10 protein-coding genes are annotated in these 20,698 nt (G+C 62.7%); 8 read left to right on the forward strand and 2 right to left on the reverse strand.

Going from position 1 to position 20,698, the window contains the following annotated elements; all coding sequences use genetic code 11:
* The first annotated feature begins 12 nt into the window (after positions 1-12).
* The 5 genes from P12x_RS17185 (at position 13) to P12x_RS17205 (ending at position 8,718) form a co-directional block, all read left to right on the forward strand.
* On the forward strand, positions 13-1,443 hold the full coding sequence (locus P12x_RS17185) for an arylsulfatase (protein WP_435011677.1): 1,431 nt from the start codon (positions 13-15) through the stop codon (positions 1,441-1,443).
* Between the two features lie 23 nt (positions 1,444-1,466).
* Entirely contained in the window at positions 1,467-2,957 is a 1,491-nt protein-coding gene (locus P12x_RS17190) for a sulfatase-like hydrolase/transferase (protein ID WP_435005620.1), read from the forward strand.
* Positions 2,958-3,371: 414 nt separating this feature from the next.
* Entirely contained in the window at positions 3,372-4,877 is a 1,506-nt protein-coding gene (locus P12x_RS17195; protein ID WP_435005621.1) for a sulfatase, read from the forward strand.
* Between the two features lie 47 nt (positions 4,878-4,924).
* Positions 4,925-6,823: a hypothetical protein gene (locus tag P12x_RS17200; protein ID WP_435005622.1), complete on the forward strand. Its 1,899-nt coding sequence runs from the start codon at positions 4,925-4,927 to the stop codon at positions 6,821-6,823.
* Between the two features lie 278 nt (positions 6,824-7,101).
* Positions 7,102-8,718 carry a hypothetical protein gene (locus P12x_RS17205; protein WP_435005623.1) on the forward strand — a complete coding sequence of 539 codons (1,617 nt, stop codon included), beginning with the start codon at positions 7,102-7,104 and terminating at the stop codon, positions 8,716-8,718.
* Between the two features lie 39 nt (positions 8,719-8,757).
* On the opposite strand, the gene P12x_RS17210 is transcribed toward P12x_RS17205, so the two are convergent.
* Positions 8,758-12,516 (reverse strand): Calx-beta domain-containing protein, encoded by a 3,759-nt coding sequence (locus P12x_RS17210; protein WP_435005624.1) that lies wholly within the window; start codon positions 12,514-12,516, stop codon positions 8,758-8,760.
* A 235-nt stretch (positions 12,517-12,751) separates the two neighbouring features.
* Between P12x_RS17210 and P12x_RS17215 the strand changes: the two genes are divergently transcribed.
* From P12x_RS17215 to P12x_RS17225, 3 genes are all read left to right on the forward strand, one after another.
* A complete protein-coding gene (locus tag P12x_RS17215; protein WP_435005626.1) occupies positions 12,752-13,714 on the forward strand; it encodes a nitrilase-related carbon-nitrogen hydrolase in 963 nt (320 codons plus the stop codon).
* 824 nt (positions 13,715-14,538) lie between these two features.
* Complete coding sequence (locus P12x_RS17220) at positions 14,539-18,264, forward strand: HEAT repeat domain-containing protein (RefSeq protein WP_435005628.1); 3,726 nt, start codon at positions 14,539-14,541, stop codon at positions 18,262-18,264.
* Positions 18,265-18,496: 232 nt separating this feature from the next.
* Positions 18,497-19,261 carry a hypothetical protein gene (locus tag P12x_RS17225; RefSeq protein ID WP_435005630.1) on the forward strand — a complete coding sequence of 255 codons (765 nt, stop codon included), beginning with the start codon at positions 18,497-18,499 and terminating at the stop codon, positions 19,259-19,261.
* 72 nt (positions 19,262-19,333) lie between these two features.
* On the opposite strand, the gene xylA is transcribed toward P12x_RS17225, so the two are convergent.
* Positions 19,334-20,647 (reverse strand): xylose isomerase, encoded by a 1,314-nt coding sequence (gene xylA / locus P12x_RS17230; RefSeq protein ID WP_435005631.1) that lies wholly within the window; start codon positions 20,645-20,647, stop codon positions 19,334-19,336.
* Positions 20,648-20,698: the final 51 nt, after the last annotated feature.

Below are 20,698 nucleotides of genomic sequence, written 5' to 3' on the forward strand. Positions count from 1 at the left end.
AGGACTCTCATGATGAAATTCAAAAATGGCATGATCATTGTTGGCGTCGTTTTGCTGATCATGAGCCGGGCGACAGCGGCCGACCGCCCGAACTTGATCTGGATCATGGCCGACGACCTGGGCTTCGGCGAGGTAGGTTGTTATGGCCAGCGGGTGATCGAGACGCCTAACCTCGACCGGATGGCCGGAGAAGGGCTCCGGTTCACGCACTTTTATGCGGGAGCCACCGTCTGCGCCCCATCCCGGAGCGTCCTCATGACTGGAAAGCATCACGGGCACACCCGGGTCCGGGGAAACGCGGGGCAGGCCAACCCGGCCGCCCAGGCACTTCTTGGTGGCGACACGACCATCGCCGACGTCCTCCGGGGGGCGGGCTATCGGACCTCGCTGATCGGCAAATGGGGATTGGGGGACGTGGGCGCTGCCGAGAGCGGCCTGCCTCGCAAACATGGGTTTGACGAGTTCTTCGGATATCTGAGTCAGCACAGGGCACACAACCACTTTCCCGAATATCTCTGGCGGGACGAGGCGCAAGTCACCCTCCGAAACAAGGTCACGCCCGTCGGCCAGGCGGGCGGCGGATATGCAACCGAGGAGGTCGAGTTCGCCGATGACCTGTTCGCCGATGCCGCGTTGAAGTTCGTGGAGGAGAACCGGTCGCGACCGTTTTTCCTCTTCTGGAGTATGGTCGTTCCTCATGCCAACAACGAGCGGACGCGGGCCTTGAAGAATGGGGCGCATGTCCCAAACTTCGGGCCGTATGCCGATAAGGATTGGCCCGATCCCGACAAGGGCCACGCCGCCATGATCACGCGGCTCGATGGTTACGTCGGACGAATGCTCGACGCGTTACGCGAGAAGGGGCTTGCCGAGAAGACCCTCGTCATCTTCACCAGCGACAACGGCCCGCATGACGAGAGCAATCACGACCTCGGGCGGTTCCGACCCTCGGGCCCCTTCAAAGGCATCAAACGGAGCCTGACCGACGGCGGGATTCGCGTGCCGATGATCGCCTGGTGGCCCGGGCGGATTGCCCCCGGCGGGGTCTCGGGCCATGTCGCGTATTTCGGGGACTGGATGGCGACCGCGGCCGAACTCGCGGGTGCGAGTACCCCCGCCGATTGCGACTCGATCAGCTTCGTCCCGACGCTCCTGGGGAGGCCCGGCGAGCAACGAGAGCACGAGTTCCTGTACTGGGAATTCCACGAAGGAGGCTTCAAACAAGCCGCACTCTATCAGGGGCGATGGAAGGGGATCCGTCGAGGGAGCCCCGATTCACCCGTCGTACTTTACGATCAGCAATCCGACATCGCCGAAGAATCCGACGTCGCTGCGCAACATCCCGAGATCGCCGAGCGGATTGGTCGATATCTCTCGAATGCCCGAATTCCATCGACCAACTGGGAGCCGAAATGGGGAGGCCCCCGGAAGGGCGATCGCTGAACTTTCCCCTTGCGGAGCGATTCATGAAATTGTCTTGGATCTCCCTGGCCGGGGCCTGCCTTCTGGCTGCACATCCGGCCGGGGTCCGGGCCGATGCCCCGCGCCGGCCCAATATTCTCTTCGTCATCGTCGATGATCAATCCCCCTTCGATCTCAAGGTCTACGAGCCGGCGACCACCCTCGAAACGCCCAATATCGACCGCCTTGCTGCCGGCGGGATGGTCCTCGACGGGGCCTATCAAATGGGTTCGTTCTCCGGCGCGGTCTGCACACCATCCCGGCACATGCTCATGAGCGGACGGACGGTCTGGCATCTGCCGATCGGCCCCGGATCGAAGGAACACTGCCCGCCCGACCTGCCCAACAACACCATTGCCGCCGTTTTCAATCGGGCCGGTTACGCGACGATGCGAACCTGCAAGATCGGCAATAGCTATGAAGGGGCCAATCAACAGTTCGAAGTCCGCAAGGATGCCACCAAGCGAGCAGGTAACGACATCGATGGGAGCGCCTGGCACGCCGATCAGGTCCTCGATTATCTGGACGCTCGCGAGTCTTCCCGGGATAATCGCCCGTTCCTCATCTACTTCGGATTCTCCCACCCGCACGACACGCGCGATGGTAAGCCCGAGCTTCTCGCCAAATACGGCGCGGTCAATCATGACGACGAGACTTCACTCCCTCCCGCGAATCCGAAGCAACCCCCCCTGCCCTCGAATTACCTGCCGGCCCACCCGTTTCCGCATGGTCATCCTGGACTTCGTGACGAGGTGGCCGTCAGTGGCGTCTGGACGAACCGCGACGAGCGGACGATTCGCAATGAGCTGGGCCGCGAATTCGCCTGCTCGGAGAATATCGACATCCAGATTGGCCGGGTCCTGGGACGACTCGACACGCTCGGCGAATTGGAAAATACCTACATCGTCTACACGGCCGATCACGGAATGGCCATCGGTCGCCATGGGCTCCAGGGGAAGCAGAACCTCTACCAGCACACCTGGAGGATTCCCTTAATCGTCAAGGGCCCCGGGATCCAGCCCGGCTCTCGATCTCTCGGGAATATCTACCTTCTCGATGTCCTGGCCACACTCTGCGACCTGGCGGCGATCGAGCCACCCTTTTCGAACGAAGGGATTAGCTTCAAACCCGTCCTCGACGGCAAGCAGCAGACCATCCGGGATGTACTCTTCGGCGTCTACAGCGGTGGCACGAAGCCGGGTATGCGTTGCGTGAGGCGAGGGGACTGGAAGCTGATCAAATATGACGTGCTGGATGGAACGGTCCGCGAGACCCAACTCTTCAACCTCGCCGAAAACCCCCGCGAATTCATCGAAGAGCACCAAGACCCGAAAGTGATCGTCCTCACCGGACATTCCCCCGAGATCCATCAGCGCAACCTGGCAGATGATCCTCGATACGCGGCGAAACTCGCCGAGATGGAGTCGCTCCTCCTGGATGAGATGAGCCGGCTCGACGACCCCTATCGACTCTGGAATCAGCCCCCGAACGAGTGATGGCCCGGGTTGGACGATGAGCCAGAGCGGGCAAACCGGAACTTGTCGTTGGTCGATTTATGGTGTGTTCGCATGGCCGGATATTTCGGGAAGGTGGGGCGAAGCCCGGAATTGGGGGCTGGCTCCGGGGCGTAGCGGACGTGCCCGTCCGCCTACCCGAAGAGCCTCGGAAAACGAATCAAGCCACGTTATCGCGGAGACCCGGCGAGCTTTCCATGAGGGTAATTTCCACCGCTTCAACCTGGCGTGCTCGAATGGAAACAGGGAGATGGCCCCCTGACCATCCAGGCGTGGGGGGATTTCGGCCGGTCGGTCATGCATTTCCGCCGAGTGAAGTTGCCCCCCTGCCCTGACGGGGAAGGTCTCCGGATCGCCCAGAACTCTTCCCGTCGATTCCATCCGAGGATTAGCCCCATGCATCGTCGATTGATCATCCTGATGGCCCTGTTCAGCCTGATCGGAAACGCGGCGACGGCCGCAGATCCGAAACGTCCGAACGTGCTGTTCCTGATCTCGGATGACCTGAACAATCTCCTGGGGTGCTACGGCGACCCGATGGCCCGGACGCCGAACCTCGATCGGCTGGCCCTACGCGGGGTCCGGTTCGACCGGGCATATTGCTCGTTCCCCCTCTGCGGGCCGAGCCGCAACTCGTTCTTGACCGGCCTCTATCCCAACAGTACCGGGATTCAGGCCAATGAACAGATCTTCCGGCAGACGATCCCCTCGCAGGTCAGCATGCCGCAGGCGTTCCGCCAGGCGGGGTATTTCGCGGCGAGGATCGGCAAGCTCTATCATTACAATGTGCCCCGGTCCATCGGGACGAACGGTCATGACGACCCCGGATCCTGGGAGATGGAGCTGAATCCGGCGGGCGTGGATCGGCTGGAAGAAGAGCCGAATATCTTCACGCTGCAACGGGGCAATTTCGGCGGGACGTTGAGCTGGTACGCCTCGCCCAAGGCCGACGAGTATCACACCGATGGGCTGATGGCCGAGGATGCCGGGTGGGTCCTGGAACGCTGCGCCAGGAAGAAGGATCGGCCTTTCTTCCTGGCCGTGGGGTATTTCCGGCCACACACACCGTATGTCTCGCCGAAGTCTTACTTCGACCTCTATCCCGAGGCCCAGATGCCCGTCGTCCAGGGCATCAAGGAAGACCAGGCCGACATCCCCTCCCCTGGCCTGGCCAGCGCCAAGAAGGATCAGGACCAGATGTCCGACGACCTCCGCCGCCAGTGCCGCCAGGCGTATTACGCCAGCATTAGCTTCATGGACGCCCAGGTCGGGAAGGTCGTGGATACCCTCGATCGGTTGGGACTCTCCGAGAACACGATCATCGTTTTCACCAGTGATCACGGCTATCACATGGGTGAGCATGGCCTCTGGCAGAAGATGAGCCTTTTCGAAGAGAGTGCGCGAGTCCCGCTCCTGATCATGGCGCCGGGGGTGTCCCAGTCGGGCGGAGTCGCGGGGTCTCCGGTCAGTCAGGTCGACCTGTTCCCGACCCTCGCCGAACTCTGCGGAGTGCCGGCCCCCTCGAACCTGCAAGGTCAGAGCCTGGTCCCGATGCTCAAGGACCCGTCGGTCGTCGGTCGGGGTTGGGCCATCACCCAGGTCACGCGCGGGGCAGCCGCGCGGAATTCCGGGACCAAGGGCGGTCGGTTCCTCGGCTACAGCCTCCGGACCCCCCGCTGGCGGTACACGGAGTGGGACGAGGGGAAAGAAGGTCGCGAACTCTACGACCACGATGCCGACCCTCGCGAGATCACCAACCTGGCCACCGATCCATCCCATGCCAAGACCGTGGAGGCACTCTCGGCGCAACTTCAGGCCGCCGCGAAGTCGACCTTCCCGCCTTCCGGTAAGATCCCGCCCCTATTGCCGCGAGTCTGGGCCCCGAATCTGACCAACCCCTGACCTTTTCGAATGGATGCCTGATCCTCATCTCCTCGGGATTCGTCGCCATGCCCCTCACTCGCCGTTTTTTCCTGGGGACCATCGCCCTCCTCGGTCGATTTTTGGGCCGGTCGACCGCGAGTGCCGCGGTCTCGGGCGTGTCCCGCCAGCCATTCGGGGCCGAGTTCCCCAACCTCGACTCGCTCGCCGTCGGCGATTGGTGGAAGAAACCGAAGCCCAAAGGGGGCATGGCCCCGCCTCCGATGGACGTCCCGCGCGATCAGGTCGTGGTCTTCGCTCTCTATACCCACGATCGAGGTGTCCTGAAGATCACGGCGCAGCTCTATCCCCTCCGACCCGGCGAGCCGCTCGAAGCTCGGCTGGAATTCCTCCGCGAAGGTCGGTGGGCCGAGGCGGGAAAGACCCCGGTCCTGAACCCGGGATGGAGTGCCCATTTCCGGGTCGAGGGCTGGGATGACACGCAAGAAGTCGCCTATCGGGTCCGCTACGGAGAGCGGGCGACCTTTGAAGGGCTCATCCGTCGGGACCCTCGCGACAAGGACGTGATCGTCGTCGCCAACATGTCTTGCAACTCCAGCCGGACGACAGGCCTCCGGCCGGAGATCCTCGAGAATCTGAAGGCCCAGGATCCTGACCTCCTGTTTTTCGCCGGGGACCAGACCTATCGGCACACCGAGCACACCGCCGGCTGGATCGAGTTCGGGCTGCAATTCCGCGACATCATCCGCGACCGGCCGACCATCACGATTCCCGACGATCACGACGTCGGCCACCCCAACCTCTGGGGCGAGAACGGGAAACGCTCGACCCTGAGCGGCAACGCCGACGGCGGGTACTTCTACCCGCCCGACTACGTCAACCTCGTCCAGCGCCAGCAGACCTGGCACTTGCCCGACCCGGTCGATCCCACCCCGATCGATCGCGGGATCACCGTCTACTTCACGAGACTCCGGCTCGGCGGGATCGATTTCGCGATCCTCGAAGATCGGAAGTTCAAGACCGGGCCCGCCGGGAAGATCCCCCGGATGGGGCCTCGGCCGGATCACATCAATGACCCGTCGTATGACCCCAAATCCATCGACCTCCCCGGCCTGGTCCTCCTGGGGGATCGCCAGCACAAGTTCCTCCGAGAGTGGGGCGAGGATTGGAAGGGTGCTGAGGTCAAGGCGGTCCTCTCGCAGACGGCCTTCTGCGGCGCGGTCCACATGCACGGCAAGCGTGACGACCGACTCCTGGCCGACCTCGATTGCAATGGATGGCCGCAAACCCAGAGGGACCGGGCCCTGGAGGAGATCCGGCGAGTCCGGGCCGTTCACCTCTGCGGCGACCAGCATCTCGCGGTCGTCGTCAAGCATGGGATCCGGGAGTTCGGAGACGGTCCCTACGGGTTCACCAGCCCGGCCCTGGTCAACACGATCTACGGGCGATGGTGGCATCCGCTCGACGAGAAGCCGGGGCCGAACCCGGTTGCCGATAGCCCGCTTCCCTGGACCGGCGAATTCAAGGATGGCCTGGGAAACAGGATCTCGATGATGGCATACGCCAACCCGCCCAAGATCGAGGATGAACGCCGGCGGGCCGACGGCTACGGGATCGTCCGGTTCGACAAGAAGTCGCAACGCGTCACGTTCGAGTGCTGGCCCCGCTTCGCCGACCCTAGCGAAGGCGACAAGGCCCAGTTCCCGGGTTGGCCGATCACCGTGGACATGGCCGATAACGACGGCCGGAAGCCCGTCGCCTGGCTCCCCGAGATCGTCTTCGAAGGCATGACCAGCCCGGTCGTCCAGGTGATCGAGGACGAGTCGGGCGAGATCCTCTACACAATCCGGGTCGTCGGCGACCGCTTCCGCCCTCACGTCTATTCTCGAGGCCTCCATACCGTCAAATACGGCCCCGACCGGCCCGATGGACCGGTTCTTCGCGGCCTTATGGGATCGCCAGCTTGAACTCGTGCGTGTGAAATGGCGAAGAGGAGAGCGAAGGAATTCGACCCGGCTTGAGTTGGCACGCGGCTCGGTCGATATTGAAGTCAAGTGATGTTTTTCGAAGACGAGATCGCGGTCGAGGCCGTCAAGGGTCGTGGATTACCCCGATCCGATCGGCCAGGGCCGGCCCGACTTCAAGGATGAGGTTGGACTCGGGATCAAGGAGGATCGCGATGTCGGGTCGAAATTCCAGTCGTGCTTCCCGTAAGGTTCGCCGACTCACTCCCGCGATCGAGGGCTTGGACCGCCGCGAATTGATGGCCGCGAGCGCGCTCACGCAATCGCTCGGCCCCTACATCGTCCCTTCGGAACTCGGCCCGAAAATCCGACACCCGCCGAAGGCGGTCAACGCTCATCATGAGATCCAGGATCTCCTCGGGTCGGTCCTCGGCCCGGGGTTGGGGCGACTCGAATCAAGGACTTCGTCGGTTCCCAAGGGACCACGAGCGATCCTCAAGCAGACGGCCTTGAACCAGTCGTTCGTGCATGGCGTCCTCTCGAACCAGGATGTCTACACCTTGTTCGGGTCACCCGCGCTCAGTTCGCTCATCGGCTCTCAGCAGATCTCCGGCCTCACGGGCAGCGTTTCGAACGCTCCTTCGACGAGCACGACCACAGCTTCCTCGGTTTCGATCGCCAGTTCGGTGGGCGGCGCCTCGGCTTCGTCGTCTCTCACGGCGATCCCCGGCACGATCCCGACGACAACTCCCGGCTCGATCACGGGCGGTCCGGCCACGACTTCGACCACGTTCACCACGATCCCCGGGACGACTCCCGGAGTCTCGTCTCGGGCGGTCACGACCGATCCTCTGGTCGCCTTCAGCATCCCTGATCAGGCGGTCATCCAGTCGATCGGCTCCACGAAGACCGTGGTGCTGGTCAATGCGACCGGGTCCAGCCCCGGGTTTTATGCGGAAGTCCCGACGTCCAACCTCCGGATTCTCGACTCGGGACCCCCCGTCACGGGGACGGTCGAGATCCCTCGCTCCGCGATACCTCCCTCATTCCCAATCCCTAATCCGACGTTCATCTCGATCGGGACGTTCTCGACGACGTACGCCACGACCGCGCCTCTCCTCAACCAGATCCTCAACGCGGGCGTCAAGCGGATTGCTCCCAACGCCCCCAATTCGGTCCCGGGGCTTCGGCTCGCACCCTACCTCCAGCAGAATGACCCATTCCCCAGCAATGCGGCCCGCAAGGATCTCCTGAAAGCCTTGAGGCTTGCGGTCCAGAGGAATGTCTTTGCCCTGGGGGCGGGCCAGAATGACGCCGTCTCGCAAGGGATCAGCGATTTTGCCAACCAGGTTCAGACCATGAGCGCGACTGGTCAGTTCGTGCCTGTCGTCCCGCTCGATCCGCCGAGCCTCCCCTCGAAGCGCCTCTCGGGCACCTTGGCGATCTCCGTCGGGACCGTCCGCGATCTGGTGAGCGTGGCCCCGGGTGCGAATGGACTGCAGGTCCCCGAGATCGGTAATTTCCTGGGACGGCTCGACGTGGGCTATGTCGTCGATCGGGCCGGGAATTACGGGATCATGCTCAGCGTCCGGGGTGCCCTGGATAACGCCAATCCCATCCCGACCCCGGTGGATGTGGCCGGGGGCGACGTCCGGGTGGAGGTCTCCAACGCGTCGAGCATCAACGACCTGACGGGCCGTCGAGTTCTCGAAGGGGTGGGAATCGGATCGCTCGTCTCGACCGATCTGGCCAATTCGCGATACGAAAACGGGGTGAGCGCGTTCTCGACCTCGGCGGGGAATGGATTCGGCCTGGAGTACGGGACGGGCGTCGGATACAGCACCGTGATCCCGCTCGGAAACGTCTATTCCTTGATCCCCTCGGCCCCCCCCGGATGAGACCCGGAGAGAACCCAGGTCCATCCGATGGACGGTGGATCACGAATGATTTGAGCGATTCCTTTCCGACGGGAGCGAGATCGCCTGGGCCTGCGACTTGCCTTTCGCGGAAGCTGGGTGGGACGTGATCACCTTCGGATGAGCCGGATGTACGACCGGCTTCGCCTTCTTCGCCTTGTTGGACCTCGGGGCCGGGGTTTTCACGCCCGTCTGGATCACGACCGAAGGGGCGGGTCGGGCCACAACCTGAGTTTTGTAAGGGATCCCCGGATTCCCAACCCCGACGCTGTTCAGCAAATTCCCGGCGAGGTCGGCCACTCCTCGATTGACCCCGGCAACGCTCGTCACCTGGTTAATCTCAACCTGGACCGGCATCTTCTTGGCGAGTAATCGGCCCAGGGCCAGTCGGACCGTCATCGAGGCCGGGTCATACGTTGCGGATTGAATGCCGATCAACTGGTCATCGCGGGTCCCGAGGCGACCGTCCCGTCCGGCGATCCGGATGCTGAATCCGTAGTTCAGGAGGTCGGTGGCGCGGTTGGAGTCGAGCGGTTCGCTGTACGTGATCAAGACCGATGAGACGCCGACGGCCCCTGCGATCGCCCGGACGCCCACGACAACCGGTCCCATTCGATCCACCCGGTCATCCAGGATCACGAGCACCGACGACGAAGGGGAACCGAGGGTGGCCCCGCCGGTCGGGCTTCCGAGATTGAGGATCACCGTCTCGTTCCCCTCGATCGCGGGATTGAGCACGATCGGTACGGAGAAGGTCTTGACCGTCTCGCCGGGGCCAAAGACGAGCGTCCCGAAGACCGGCAGATAATCCGACCCGGCTTGGGCGGTCCCGTTCGCGGTGGCGTAGTTGACCGAAACCGTGCCGCCGCCGCTATCCCGGACCACGGTGATCGTGGCCGTACCATCGGCTTCGTTGACGAAGTAGGCGGAGTTGAGGAACCGGAAGGCCCCCGGCTGGTCATTATCCTGGATCGTCAAGACGGCCATGCTTGGGTTGCCGAGCATCGCGGCACCCACCGGGTTGCTCAAGGTCAGCAAGACCGTCTCATCGGCCTCGGGGATGGTGTCATCAATAATCGGGATCGTGAAAGACGCCGTATTTTGACCGATCTCGAAGGTCAGAGTCCCCGAGGTGGCCTGGTAGTCGGATCCCGCGATGGCGGTCCCGTTCGAGGTGGAATAGTCGACCGAGAATTGCCCGCCACTCCCCCCCGATCGGACCACGGTGATCGTGGTCGTGCCGGCTGCTTCGTCGACGACGAAGTTCGCCATCTGAAACTGGACCAGGGAAATCTCCTCGAATTGATCCTCTGAAAATTCCGAGGTGTTATTCGAGGAATCGGTTGCGGTGGCCGTAACGCCCTGGCCGCTACCGACCGTTACCGGAACATTCACCGAGAATATCACGTGGCCATTTGCCCCGGTGGTGACGGTTGTCTGCCCCAGGTATATTTCACCTTCGCCAAAGTAAACGGTTTTCGAGTTGATAATGAACGCGTCTGGTTTCGAGTTGGCAAAAAACTGAATGACGAAAGTTGTATTCGGTGTACTATCCAGGCTTCCCTGGATGTTCGTGAAGGTGAGTGAAGTAGCGACTGAACTCAGCACCGGATAATTCTGAAAGAAATTTGGTCCAGGCTTGTTGATATCGTTTGGGGTAAGACCATTGGCGGGGTCGGACATGTCAACCAGGTCGATCCCCAGGGCCCCATTCGAGAATATGCTGTTGGTGAGGATTGAGTTCCGGACGCTCAGGTCCTCGATTCGGACTCCATCTCGGATGTTGAACGCAATTGTATTTCCGGGAGGGATTGATGGACCGCCCACCGCGTTATTGGAGGCTCCTTGATTGATGATCACACCGTCAACTTCATTGCCTAGCGGCGCAGCTCCGGTAATGTCGCTCCCGATAAAGTTGCCTTCGACAGAATTGAACGAAGCCAAAGGGCCAACGATTGCGACACCCCAGTGATTTGCCGAGATCAGGTTTCGGTCGAAAGTCGTGACGCCTCCGATCGTGTTGTAGGGTGCATTCTCGACCCGAATTCCTTCCAGGGAATTCCCCAGGTCGAACATTCCCGATCGATCGGAGCCGATCAGGTTGCCTAGAACCTCATTGTTTGTGGCCGCGGTTCCAAATATCAGAATTCCAACGTTGTTGCCGGATATGACCTGAGATCCCCGCGAATTTCCCAGGATCTCGTTCTTGGAGGAATTCTCGATCCGAATCCCTTCGCGAGCGTTGCCGAGATCGGCAACTCCATTGATGTCAGTACCAATCAAATTGTCTTGAATCGTGTTGCTAAATGCTCCGCCGCCCGTGAGCCAAACTCCCCGAAGATTTGCCGAGATGATGTTGCCGGGGCCTACTATATTTCCCGACGAAGCAATCGTGACCCCTTCCATGCTGTTTCCCAGGGGCGAGAGACCATCCGAAGTCAGCCCGATGATATTGTTTCTCACCACATTCCCCGTGGCGTTCGTCCCAAGAATCCGAACCCCTGCCCCCTCATTGGCGGAAATGAAGTTGCGATCCGTATCGGCGACTCCACCGATTAGGTTGGTTCCAGAGTTCTCGATTCGGACTCCGTCGCCAAGGTTGCCCGTGTCTCCCGATCCAAAGACAAGCCCACCTCCCGGTTCGATGGGGAATCCTCCACCGGGAGCGTTACCAATCGAGTTCCCTTTGACGATGTTGCGTGTCGAGAGTGGGCCAAAAATTCGGATGCCATCTCCGCAATTCGCGGAAATCAGATTCCCGGCGTTCGTCGAACTCCCACCGATCAGATTGCTGGAGGCTTCCATTGAGACATCCGAGGCTCCAACTGGGATGCTGGGGTCTCCGAATTTGGTGGTCGAGTCTCCGATCAAGATACCTTCGGACCCATTTCCATTAATAAAGAATCGGTTGTTAATGGTTGGCCCGGCGATCCCGATCTGATTGCCAAGGATCTGATTCCCCTGCGCTCCGTTCAGTATCGAGATTCCCTGTAGTCCATTACCCGTGATGACATTGGCATCCCGCGTGGCCACACCGCCCACGGTCGAATTGGTCGACCCGAGTAAGATGCCCTGGAGCGAGTTGCCTTGTCCGCTCGCCGTGACCTGGCGATTTCCGGTCAGGGGAGTGCCGTCATTCGAGTTCACGTTGAACTGAAAATAATCCCCGATGTAATTTCCTTGAATCAACACACCGACATTGTCCGGCGAGGGAACCGCGATTCCAATCCCGAAGCCATCAATGATCAAACCGCGAATAATGGTATGCGAAGCTTCGATCTCGAAACCTGTGGAGCCACCCGTCTGACTTCCGTCAATGATGACGCGATTAACGGCATTATTGCCCTTGACGGCGACAGCATCGTTCGGCGTTGATGAAATTAAGACAGGGTCGAGGAGGGTGGGAGAAACCTGGGCTGGATATCTATAAGGGACGGGGAAATGACCCTGTGAAAAGCCATCAATCGTGAGTTGATCCGTGATCGCTGGCAACTCACTTTGGAGCTTGATTCGCCATGATTGTGAAATCGGATCGAAGCCGGGGAATGGTACATCGAGGTTAGGAGCAGTAGATGCAGGAATCTCAAATAAGATGTTGTCTGCGCCACTTTGATTGTTGGCCTGGTTAATCGCTTCTCGGAGGGATCCAGGGCCAGAGTCCTCGGCGTTCGTGACCAAAATGGGTAAGGTTGCCAGGAGTTGCCGGGATTCCATCCGCTCCCACGAGGTCCGGAATCGACGGCGTGCACCCGGGTTTGGCCGTTGCTTCTGGTTTTTCATGGCACAATTCCCCTCGGGGTATCCGTCTGAAACTTGGGACGACCCGATTCGATCGTCGGTTCATGCCCCGGCTAAAGCTGGCGCGATCGACCTTTAAATGAGAGAATACACCATGGCTTGGGGTCCGGCGGGCGGGCCTCTCAGGAACTCCGGCCGAAGTTCGATGGAACGGGTTTGAAAATCGATCTCGGGGCCGACCATCGCGAGGGTTCGATCGATCATGCGAGATATCCGGGTGGCAACCGCTCAGTTCGAGCACCGAGACGGCGACAAGGCTTACAACCTCGGCCGGATTCGCGACCTGACGGCTCTGGCGTCGAGCCGGGGGGCCGAGGTCGTCTGCTTCCACGAGTGCAGCATCACGGCCTATACGTTCTTGCAGACGCTCTCCCGGGATGAGCTGGACGCCCTGGCCGAGCCGGTCCCCGACGGGCCTTCCACCCGGAGTTTGATCGAGATCTCCCGCGAATCGAACGTCGTGGTGATGGCGGGCCTGATCGAACGGGAACCCGATGGGAAGCTCTACAAGAGCTATGTGGCGGTCGGGCCCGAGGGGCTGCTCGCCCGCTATCACAAGCTCCACCCGTTCATCAGCCCGCACCTGACCCCGGGACGGGGCTATCAGGTGGTCGAGATCCTCGGCGTCAAGTTCGGCTTCTTGATCTGCTACGACAACAACTTGCCGGAGAATGTCCGGGCCACGGCCCTGCTCGGGGCCGAGGTCATCGTGATGCCGCATGTCACCGGTTGCACCCCGTCCAACATGCCGGGTCGCGGGCTGGTCGACCCTTCGCTCTGGGACAACCGGCACCGAGACCCCGCCCGACTCCGCCTGGAGTTCCAGGGCCCCAAGGGGCGAGGCTGGCTCGACCGGTGGCTCCCGGCCCGCGCCTGGGAAAACGGGGTCTACGCCGTCTTCGCCAACAACATCGGTCGAGACTTCGACACCATCAAGCCGGGCCTCTCGATGATCCTCGGGCCCGATGGCGAAGTAATCGTGGAGAGTCGGGAACTCGACGACGACGTCGTCGTCGGACTCCTGACGACCGACGCTCTCGAGGGATCGCCGGGACGGCGCTATCTCCGGGCTCGCCGGCCGGAGCTTTACTCCAAACTGACCGAACCCCACCCCGCCGGTCATCGGCAGGTCACCAGCCCGGGATGGAAGCTCGCCTACGAGCCCGAATCGCCCCGGTGAGCATCGGCCCGTCCGGACCTTCGTCGAAACGTCATTGAACGGAAAGGGCCGAGTCGAGATCCTACCGGCTCGATTCGCCGTGCCGGTAGGACCGGCTTACTGTCCGTCGACCGTGCTCAAATTTCCCCGCTTCCCGCGGGCGGAATTCGTAATTACGATGTCGGCGACTTGGACGATGTTTGCTTCGGGGATCTCCACGACGGCCTGTCCCAGGCCGGCATCCAGGAGGAGGCGCGAGTCCAGAGGATCAAATTCGAGTGGCCGTCGATGGCGTGGGTTGCGTGGCACAAAAAGTTCCCCCCAGAGTCCATGATCACCGGTGAGCCGCCGGTCGAAATCCGATGGTCGACACAGCCGGTGCGACTCAAGCCTAGGTCGTTGGCCCGAGAATGACCAGGGTCGGTCCGGGAATCATCAACGCAGGATGATCGGGATCAACCTTGGATCGAAATCCTTACGCGGTGCTTGCGTGCTTGGGACAAACCAGGTTCGATTTCGGGAAAAACCGTGCTCCCTATTCCTCGGAATGAGGGAATATCATGCGGATCTCTCTCGGGAAGTTCCGAGACCTGGAGAAGTTTGGGTTCGTTTTTCCTGGGGGGGAGTCTGGCCTCCCTGATTCTTCGGTTGGGGTTGGGTTCGTTTTTCCCGGAGTCTTCGTGGTTCCCGGCCGGGCGACGGAGAGTCCTTACCCCGTTGTGAGGGCCCGTCGGGCACGGCTAGAATATCGCGATCTCGGAGGCCGACCACGCCGGAAGGGAGACCTTTCCCCGCCAAGTTCGGACTCCTCCCGCCCTCGAACTCGACCCAACGAGGAAGCACGAATGATGACGGCTCGGGCCCGGCGGGTCCTCCCCGCGATTCTGATGTTATTGCTGGTTGCCTCGGCTTCCCGGGCCGCCGGACTGCCCAAGGTCCCGGACGACTTGAAGGTCAGGCTGGTGGCCAGCTTCCCGGATCTGCTCTATCCCTCGCAGTTGGCGACCTCGCCCGATGGATCGCTCTTCGTCGCGGTCGACCCGATGGACCAGGTGGGGCCGTACGAGGCGATGGACGGCAAGATCTATCTCTATCGGGATGGTAAGGACCCGGTCATTTTCGCCGAGGGCTTCCGGGCGGTCTTCGGGATGGCCTGGCGCGAGGGAGAGCTTTACGTCAGCCACATGCCGTTCTTGACCGTCCTCCGCGACACCGATGGCGACGGCAAGGCCGATACCCGCAAGGATCTTTTCAAGGATCTGGGGATCACCAATAACGCGATTTATGGGCTGAACGACCACATCGTCTCGGGGATCCAGTTCGGGATCGATGACCGGCTCTACATCTCGACGGGAGACAAGGGGGTCCTGAAAGCCACAGGGCCCGACGGCAAGACGGCCCAGGTGGTCGGCGGCGGGACCCTCCGCTGCCTCCCCGACGGGACCGACCTCGAAGTGTTCACCACCGGGACCCGGAACCACCTCGAACCCAACCTCGACGACCGCGACAACCTCTTCACCTACGACAACACCGATGATGGCGACGGCTGGTGGACCCGGGTCACCCATCACGTCGATGGCGGATACTACGGATATCCCTACGATTATCACGATTTTCCCGACCGATTCCTGAATCGGATCGCGGAGTATGGCGGGGGCTCGCCCTGCGGCGGTGTGGTCTACAAGGAAGATGCCTGGCCCGAGAAGTATCGAGGTCGCGCGATCTGGGCCGAGTGGGGCAAGCGAAAGGTCAGCGCCTTCGCCTTCGAGCCCGAAGGGGCCTCGTTCAAGATCGAGGACGTGATCGACCTGGCCGAGGTCGGCGACTCGGGCGAACTCCGGCCGCTCGATCTCGCCCTTTCCTACGATGGGAAAACCCTTTACGTCGCCGACTGGGGGATGGGCTCCTGGGGCTCGAAGACCGAGAAGGTCGGTCGGGTCTACGCGATCACTTACGGAGGCCCCGAGATACCGACCCGCCCCCGAGGCGCCGACTCCGACCCGGTCGAGGCCCAGATCGAGCAAATGGACCATCCCTCATTCAACGAGCGGATGCGAGCCCAGCGGGCTCTGGTCAAGAAGGGCCGCGACGTCCTGCCGGTCGTGGTCCAGTCCCTCGCCGACCCGAAGACCGATCCCGTCGCCCTCCGGCATCTGGTCTGGGTGGTCGACGGAATTGCCGGGGCGACGCCCGATGCCTCGGTTCCCCTGATGGAAGCCCTGAAATCGCCGGTCGCCGACGTGCGGGCCCAGGCCGCTCGAGCCCTCGGCGAACGACGGGTCCCGATCGCAAAGGAGGGACTGATCGGCCTACTTGGCGACCCGGAACCGTCCGTGAAGCTCCAGGCCATCATCGCCCTCGGGCGGATCGGCGACCCTTCGAGCATCCCGGCGCTTTTGCCGATCCTGGTCGACTCCGACCGCTATCTCGCGTTTTCGACCCGTCAGGCCCTCCGGCGGATCGGCGACTGGAAGGCGGTCGCGTCGGGCCTGAAGTCGGACAACCCGGCACTCCGGGCCGCAATCCTGGCAACCCTGGAACTCGTCTACGACGCCGATGCCGTCAAGGTCCTCCGGACGGTCGCGACCTCCACCGAGGTCCCCGAAGCTGAACGTGCTCGGGCGATCGGCGAACTGGCCACCGTCCACCGGAAGGCTCCTCCCTGGGATGGGAAGTGGTGGGGGACCCGGCCTTCGCGGGGCAAGGCTCCCGGCAAGACGATCGCCTGGGAGGCGACCCCCGAGATCCTCCAGACGATCGAGACCAGCCTGTCCGACCCCGCCTTGCCGGTCCGCCTGGCGTCGATCGAGGCCCTTCGCGAGACCGACACCCGGGGCGCCTTGCCGATGCTCCGCGAGCGATTCGAGGCCGATCGCGACCCCGCGGCCCGCGAGGCGATCGCCCTGGCCCTGGGCAAGATGGCCGACAAGGAAGCCTTGCCGATCTTGATCGAGGCCCTTCGAGACCCGAGCAATCCCCCTGGAGTCCGATCGGCCTCGCTCATGGGCGTCGAGACCATCGGAGGTCGGGAGGCCATCCAGGTCCTGATCGAGATCCTCCAGGTTCGGGGGGAAGCGAACCGGGGAGACGCTCAGACCCGGGCGATCGCCGCCCTCGGCCGGTTCAAGGCCAGAGAGGCGATCCCTTCGATCGTCCAACTACTGGCCGATTCGTCGCCGGAAGTCCGCGCGGCCTCGGCCGAGGCCCTGGGACAGATCGGGGTCCTTGAGGGGGGCTCGGGCAAACTTCGAGAGGCCCTGACCGACCCGTCCGTCGAGGTCCGCAAGGCCGTGATCTCCGCCCTGGCGAGCTTGAAGGATCGCGAGGCGATCCCTGCCTTGCTGAAGGCGGCCGATGAAAAGGCGACGAGCTTCGAGGCAACCCTCGCCCTGGCCTCCCTGCCCGATCCCAGGGCGCTCCAGGTCTATCTCCGGGGCTTGACCGCCACGAGTCCCGACCTGAGGAAGGCCGCATCCCTGGCCATCTCCGCGATCAGGACCGAAGTCCAGCCGGTCCTCGATCAGCTGGCCACGCGGCATGAGCTCGATCCCGAGACGCTTCCCGAGTTGCGGCGGATCTACAGCTCGCTCCAGCCGATCCTCGACTGGCACGTCATGGGCCCCTTCCCCTTCAAGGACCGGCCGCCGGTCTCTCCCGGCAAGCCGGTCGACCTGGCCTTGACCGTTCCCGGCCCCGACGGGACGACCCTGTCGTGGAAGGCCGTCCGCGGATCGAGCGAGAGCGGGATGGTCGACCTGTCCCGGGCCATCGGCGATCTCGGCGATCGATCGGCCTTCGGCTACGCCGAGTTCGAGAGCCCGACCGGCCGACCGGCCCGGATCGGGGTGGGGTCGGACGACACGCTGATGGTCTGGCTCAATGGCAAGGAGGTCTACCGGTTCAACGACAGTCGGGGATTCTCGCCCGATGTCGCCCGGGTTGACGTGGATCTGAAGGAGGGAAAGAACACCTTGCTGATCAAGTGCGGCAACGGCGGAGGCCCCTGGGCCTATTCCGTGGCCGTGAGCGCCTCGGAGGATTATGCCTTCCTCCGAGGCCCCTCGACCCTGGGATTCGATCCCGAGCGTTTCAAGATGGCCGGCCTCAAGGGTTCGGGCCAGGCCGAGCGCGGCAAGGTCCTCTTCTTCGACATGAAGGGGCTAGCCTGCGTCAAGTGTCACGTCGTCGGGGGCCAGGGTGGCGCGGTTGGCCCGGAGCTGTCGGGGGTCGCCGTCAAGTATCCCCGCGAGGAATTGGTCAATTCGATCCTCTTCCCGTCGGCCCGGATCTCCTCGGGATATGAGCCGGTGGTGGTCGCCATCGCCGACGGTCGAGTCCTGACCGGCCTGATCAAGTCCGATACCGACGAGGGCCTGGAGATCGAGGACGCCGATGCCAAGCGGATCAAGATCCCCAAGGCCGACATCGAAGTACGCAAGGCCAGCGACGTCTCGTTGATGCCCAATGGGATCGTCGAGGGGATCACCCCGCAGGACTTCGCCGACCTGATCGCCTACCTCGAAACCCTCAAGGATGCGGCGGCCAACCAGGCCAAGCCGGGCGGAAAGTGACCCCAGGGGCCGGGTCGCATTCCCCTGCAGCGACCCGGCCCGCAAGTCCTACCTCGGCTCGGGCGATTGGTTCGGTTCGTCGGCTGGTACCTCGATTGAAGCCCAGATCTTCGAATCCATGAGCACGATTGCCGGAATCGAGGTTGTCTCGGTTTCGCCGAATGATTAGTGTACAATTGATCCCATCGCCGAACGTCATCCACCCATTTCCGATCCTTCAGATCGAGTCAAGATGTCCCAAGACGAGTCATCCCCGACGAAGGCCCGACGCGAGCGGAGTACCCGCCACCCCGGGGTCCCGCTGGCCGAGAGCGTCGAGCTTTGCAAATTCATCGAAGCCCGAGGGCTCGACGGCCTCACCGCGCCCGACATCGCGTCGTCGCTGGGTTACAAGAACATCAAGACCAACACCTTCTCGGCTCGCCTGAGCGCGGCCCGCCAGTTCGGGCTGCTGGTGCTCAAGGACGAGGGGTACAGCTTGACGCCCCTCGCCCGGTCGATCCTCCATCCGGTCGACCCCGCCGAGGTCCCCCGGCTCTATCGCCAGGCGTTGCTCGAACCGCCGCTCTATTCCGAGCTGGCCGGCCAGTTCGCCGAGAAGAGGCTGCCCGAGGCGTCGATCCTGGGCAATGTCCTCTATCACAATTACCAGATCATCGCCTCGGCCAAGCAGTCGGCCGCCGAAGCATTCCTGGAGTCGGCCCGATTTGCGGGGGCCCTGGGCGAAGACCAGGTCTTCCGGCCTCAGGGGACGCGAGCCGAGGTCTCACCCCCGATCGCGGAGCGACCGGTGGTGGAGAGTCCCCCGCCGATCGCCTCCGAGTCGAAGGCGGTCGAGCGGTCGTCCGACGTCCGGATCGACCTTCGACTCTGGGGTTCCGACGCGGGGAAAGCGATCCGGCTCCGGGCCCCCGAATCCATCACCCCCGAGAGTTTCGAGCGGCTGATCCAGACCATCCGGCTGCATGTCCGGATCGAAGAGCCGGAGGCGGGGTGATCGAAAAGTCCAGGATTTCCGAACTCGGGAAGAGATCGTCCCGAGATCGGATTTCCTGGATTCCCGGCTGGTTCAAATGAACTCGTTGATCAGGTTCTCGAGCATTTCTTGACGGCCGCTGACGTGGTCGGTGACCTCGCCCTTGGGCAGGATGTAGGCTTCGAGGTCGTTGAAGCTCGACTGCCCGGCCTCGACCCTCCGGCCGAGTTCGCCGTCCCAGCTCTTGTAGCGGTCGGCGACGAAACCGGAAAGTCGGCCATCGCTGATGATCGCATGGGCGATCTTCAGGCCCCGGGCGAAGGCATCCATCCCGCCGATGTGGGCATGGAAGAGGTCGATCGGCTCGAAGCTCTCGCGACGGACCTTGGCGTCGAAGTTGACGCCGCCGGTGGTCAGGCCGCCCATGCCCAGGACGCAGAGCATGCACTTGGTCGTCAGATAGATGTCGGTGGGGAACTGGTCGGTGTCCCAGCCGATCAGGGGATCGCCGGTGTTGGCGTCGAGCGAGCCGAGGGCCCCCGAGCCGATGGCCACGAGCATCTCGTGCATCATCTCGTGACCGGCCAGGGTCGCGTGGTTGGTCTCGAGGTTCAGCTTGAAGTGCGGGAGCAGGCCATAGGTCCGCAGGAAGTTGAGGCAGGCCGCCGCGTCGGAGTCGTACTGGTGCTTGGTCGGCTCCTTCGGCTTGGGCTCGATGTAGAACGGCCCGTTGAAGCCGATCTGCTTCTTGTAGTCGACCGCCATGTGGAGGAACCGGCCGAGGTGATCGACCTCGCGCTTGATGTCGGTATTCCAGAGGGTCGAATAGCCCTCACGGCCTCCCCAGAAGGTATAGCCGAGCCCGCCGAGATCCTGGGTGACCTCCATCATCTTCTTGACCTGGGCGGCGGCATAGGCGAAGACGTCGAGGTTGGGGCTGGTGGCCGCGCCGTGGGCGTACCGGGGATTGGAGAAGAGGTTGGCGGTCCCCCAGAGGAGCTTGACGCCGGTCCGGCCCATCTCGTCCTTGAGGACCTTGACCACCTCGTCGAGGTTGGCGTGGCTCTCCTTGAGCGTGGAGCCTTCGGGGGCGACGTCGCGATCATGGAAGGCGAAGTAGGGGACGCCCAGTTTCTCGAAGAACTCGAAGGCGACCTTCACGCGGGTCCTGGCACGCGGCAGGCCATCGACCCCATCGTCCCAGGGCCGGATCGCCGTGCCGGGGCCGAACGGGTCGCCCAGCGGATTCGCTATGGTGTGCCAGTAGACCACCGAGAATCGGAGGTGGTCCTTCATCGCCTTGCCACCGACCAGCTCGTCGGGATTGTAGTGCTTGAATTCCAGGGGGTTGCGCGACTTGGGGCCGCCAAACTGGATCTTCGGGACGCCTGCAAAAAATTCCGACATCGGACCGCCACCCCGTTCTCGAATGTGTTCCTCGCCTCTGGAGGCCGGTAG

Origin of the sequence: Tundrisphaera lichenicola (assembly GCF_051175385.1) — a bacterium.
In the GTDB taxonomy this organism is placed as follows: domain Bacteria; phylum Planctomycetota; class Planctomycetia; order Isosphaerales; family Isosphaeraceae; genus Tundrisphaera; species Tundrisphaera lichenicola.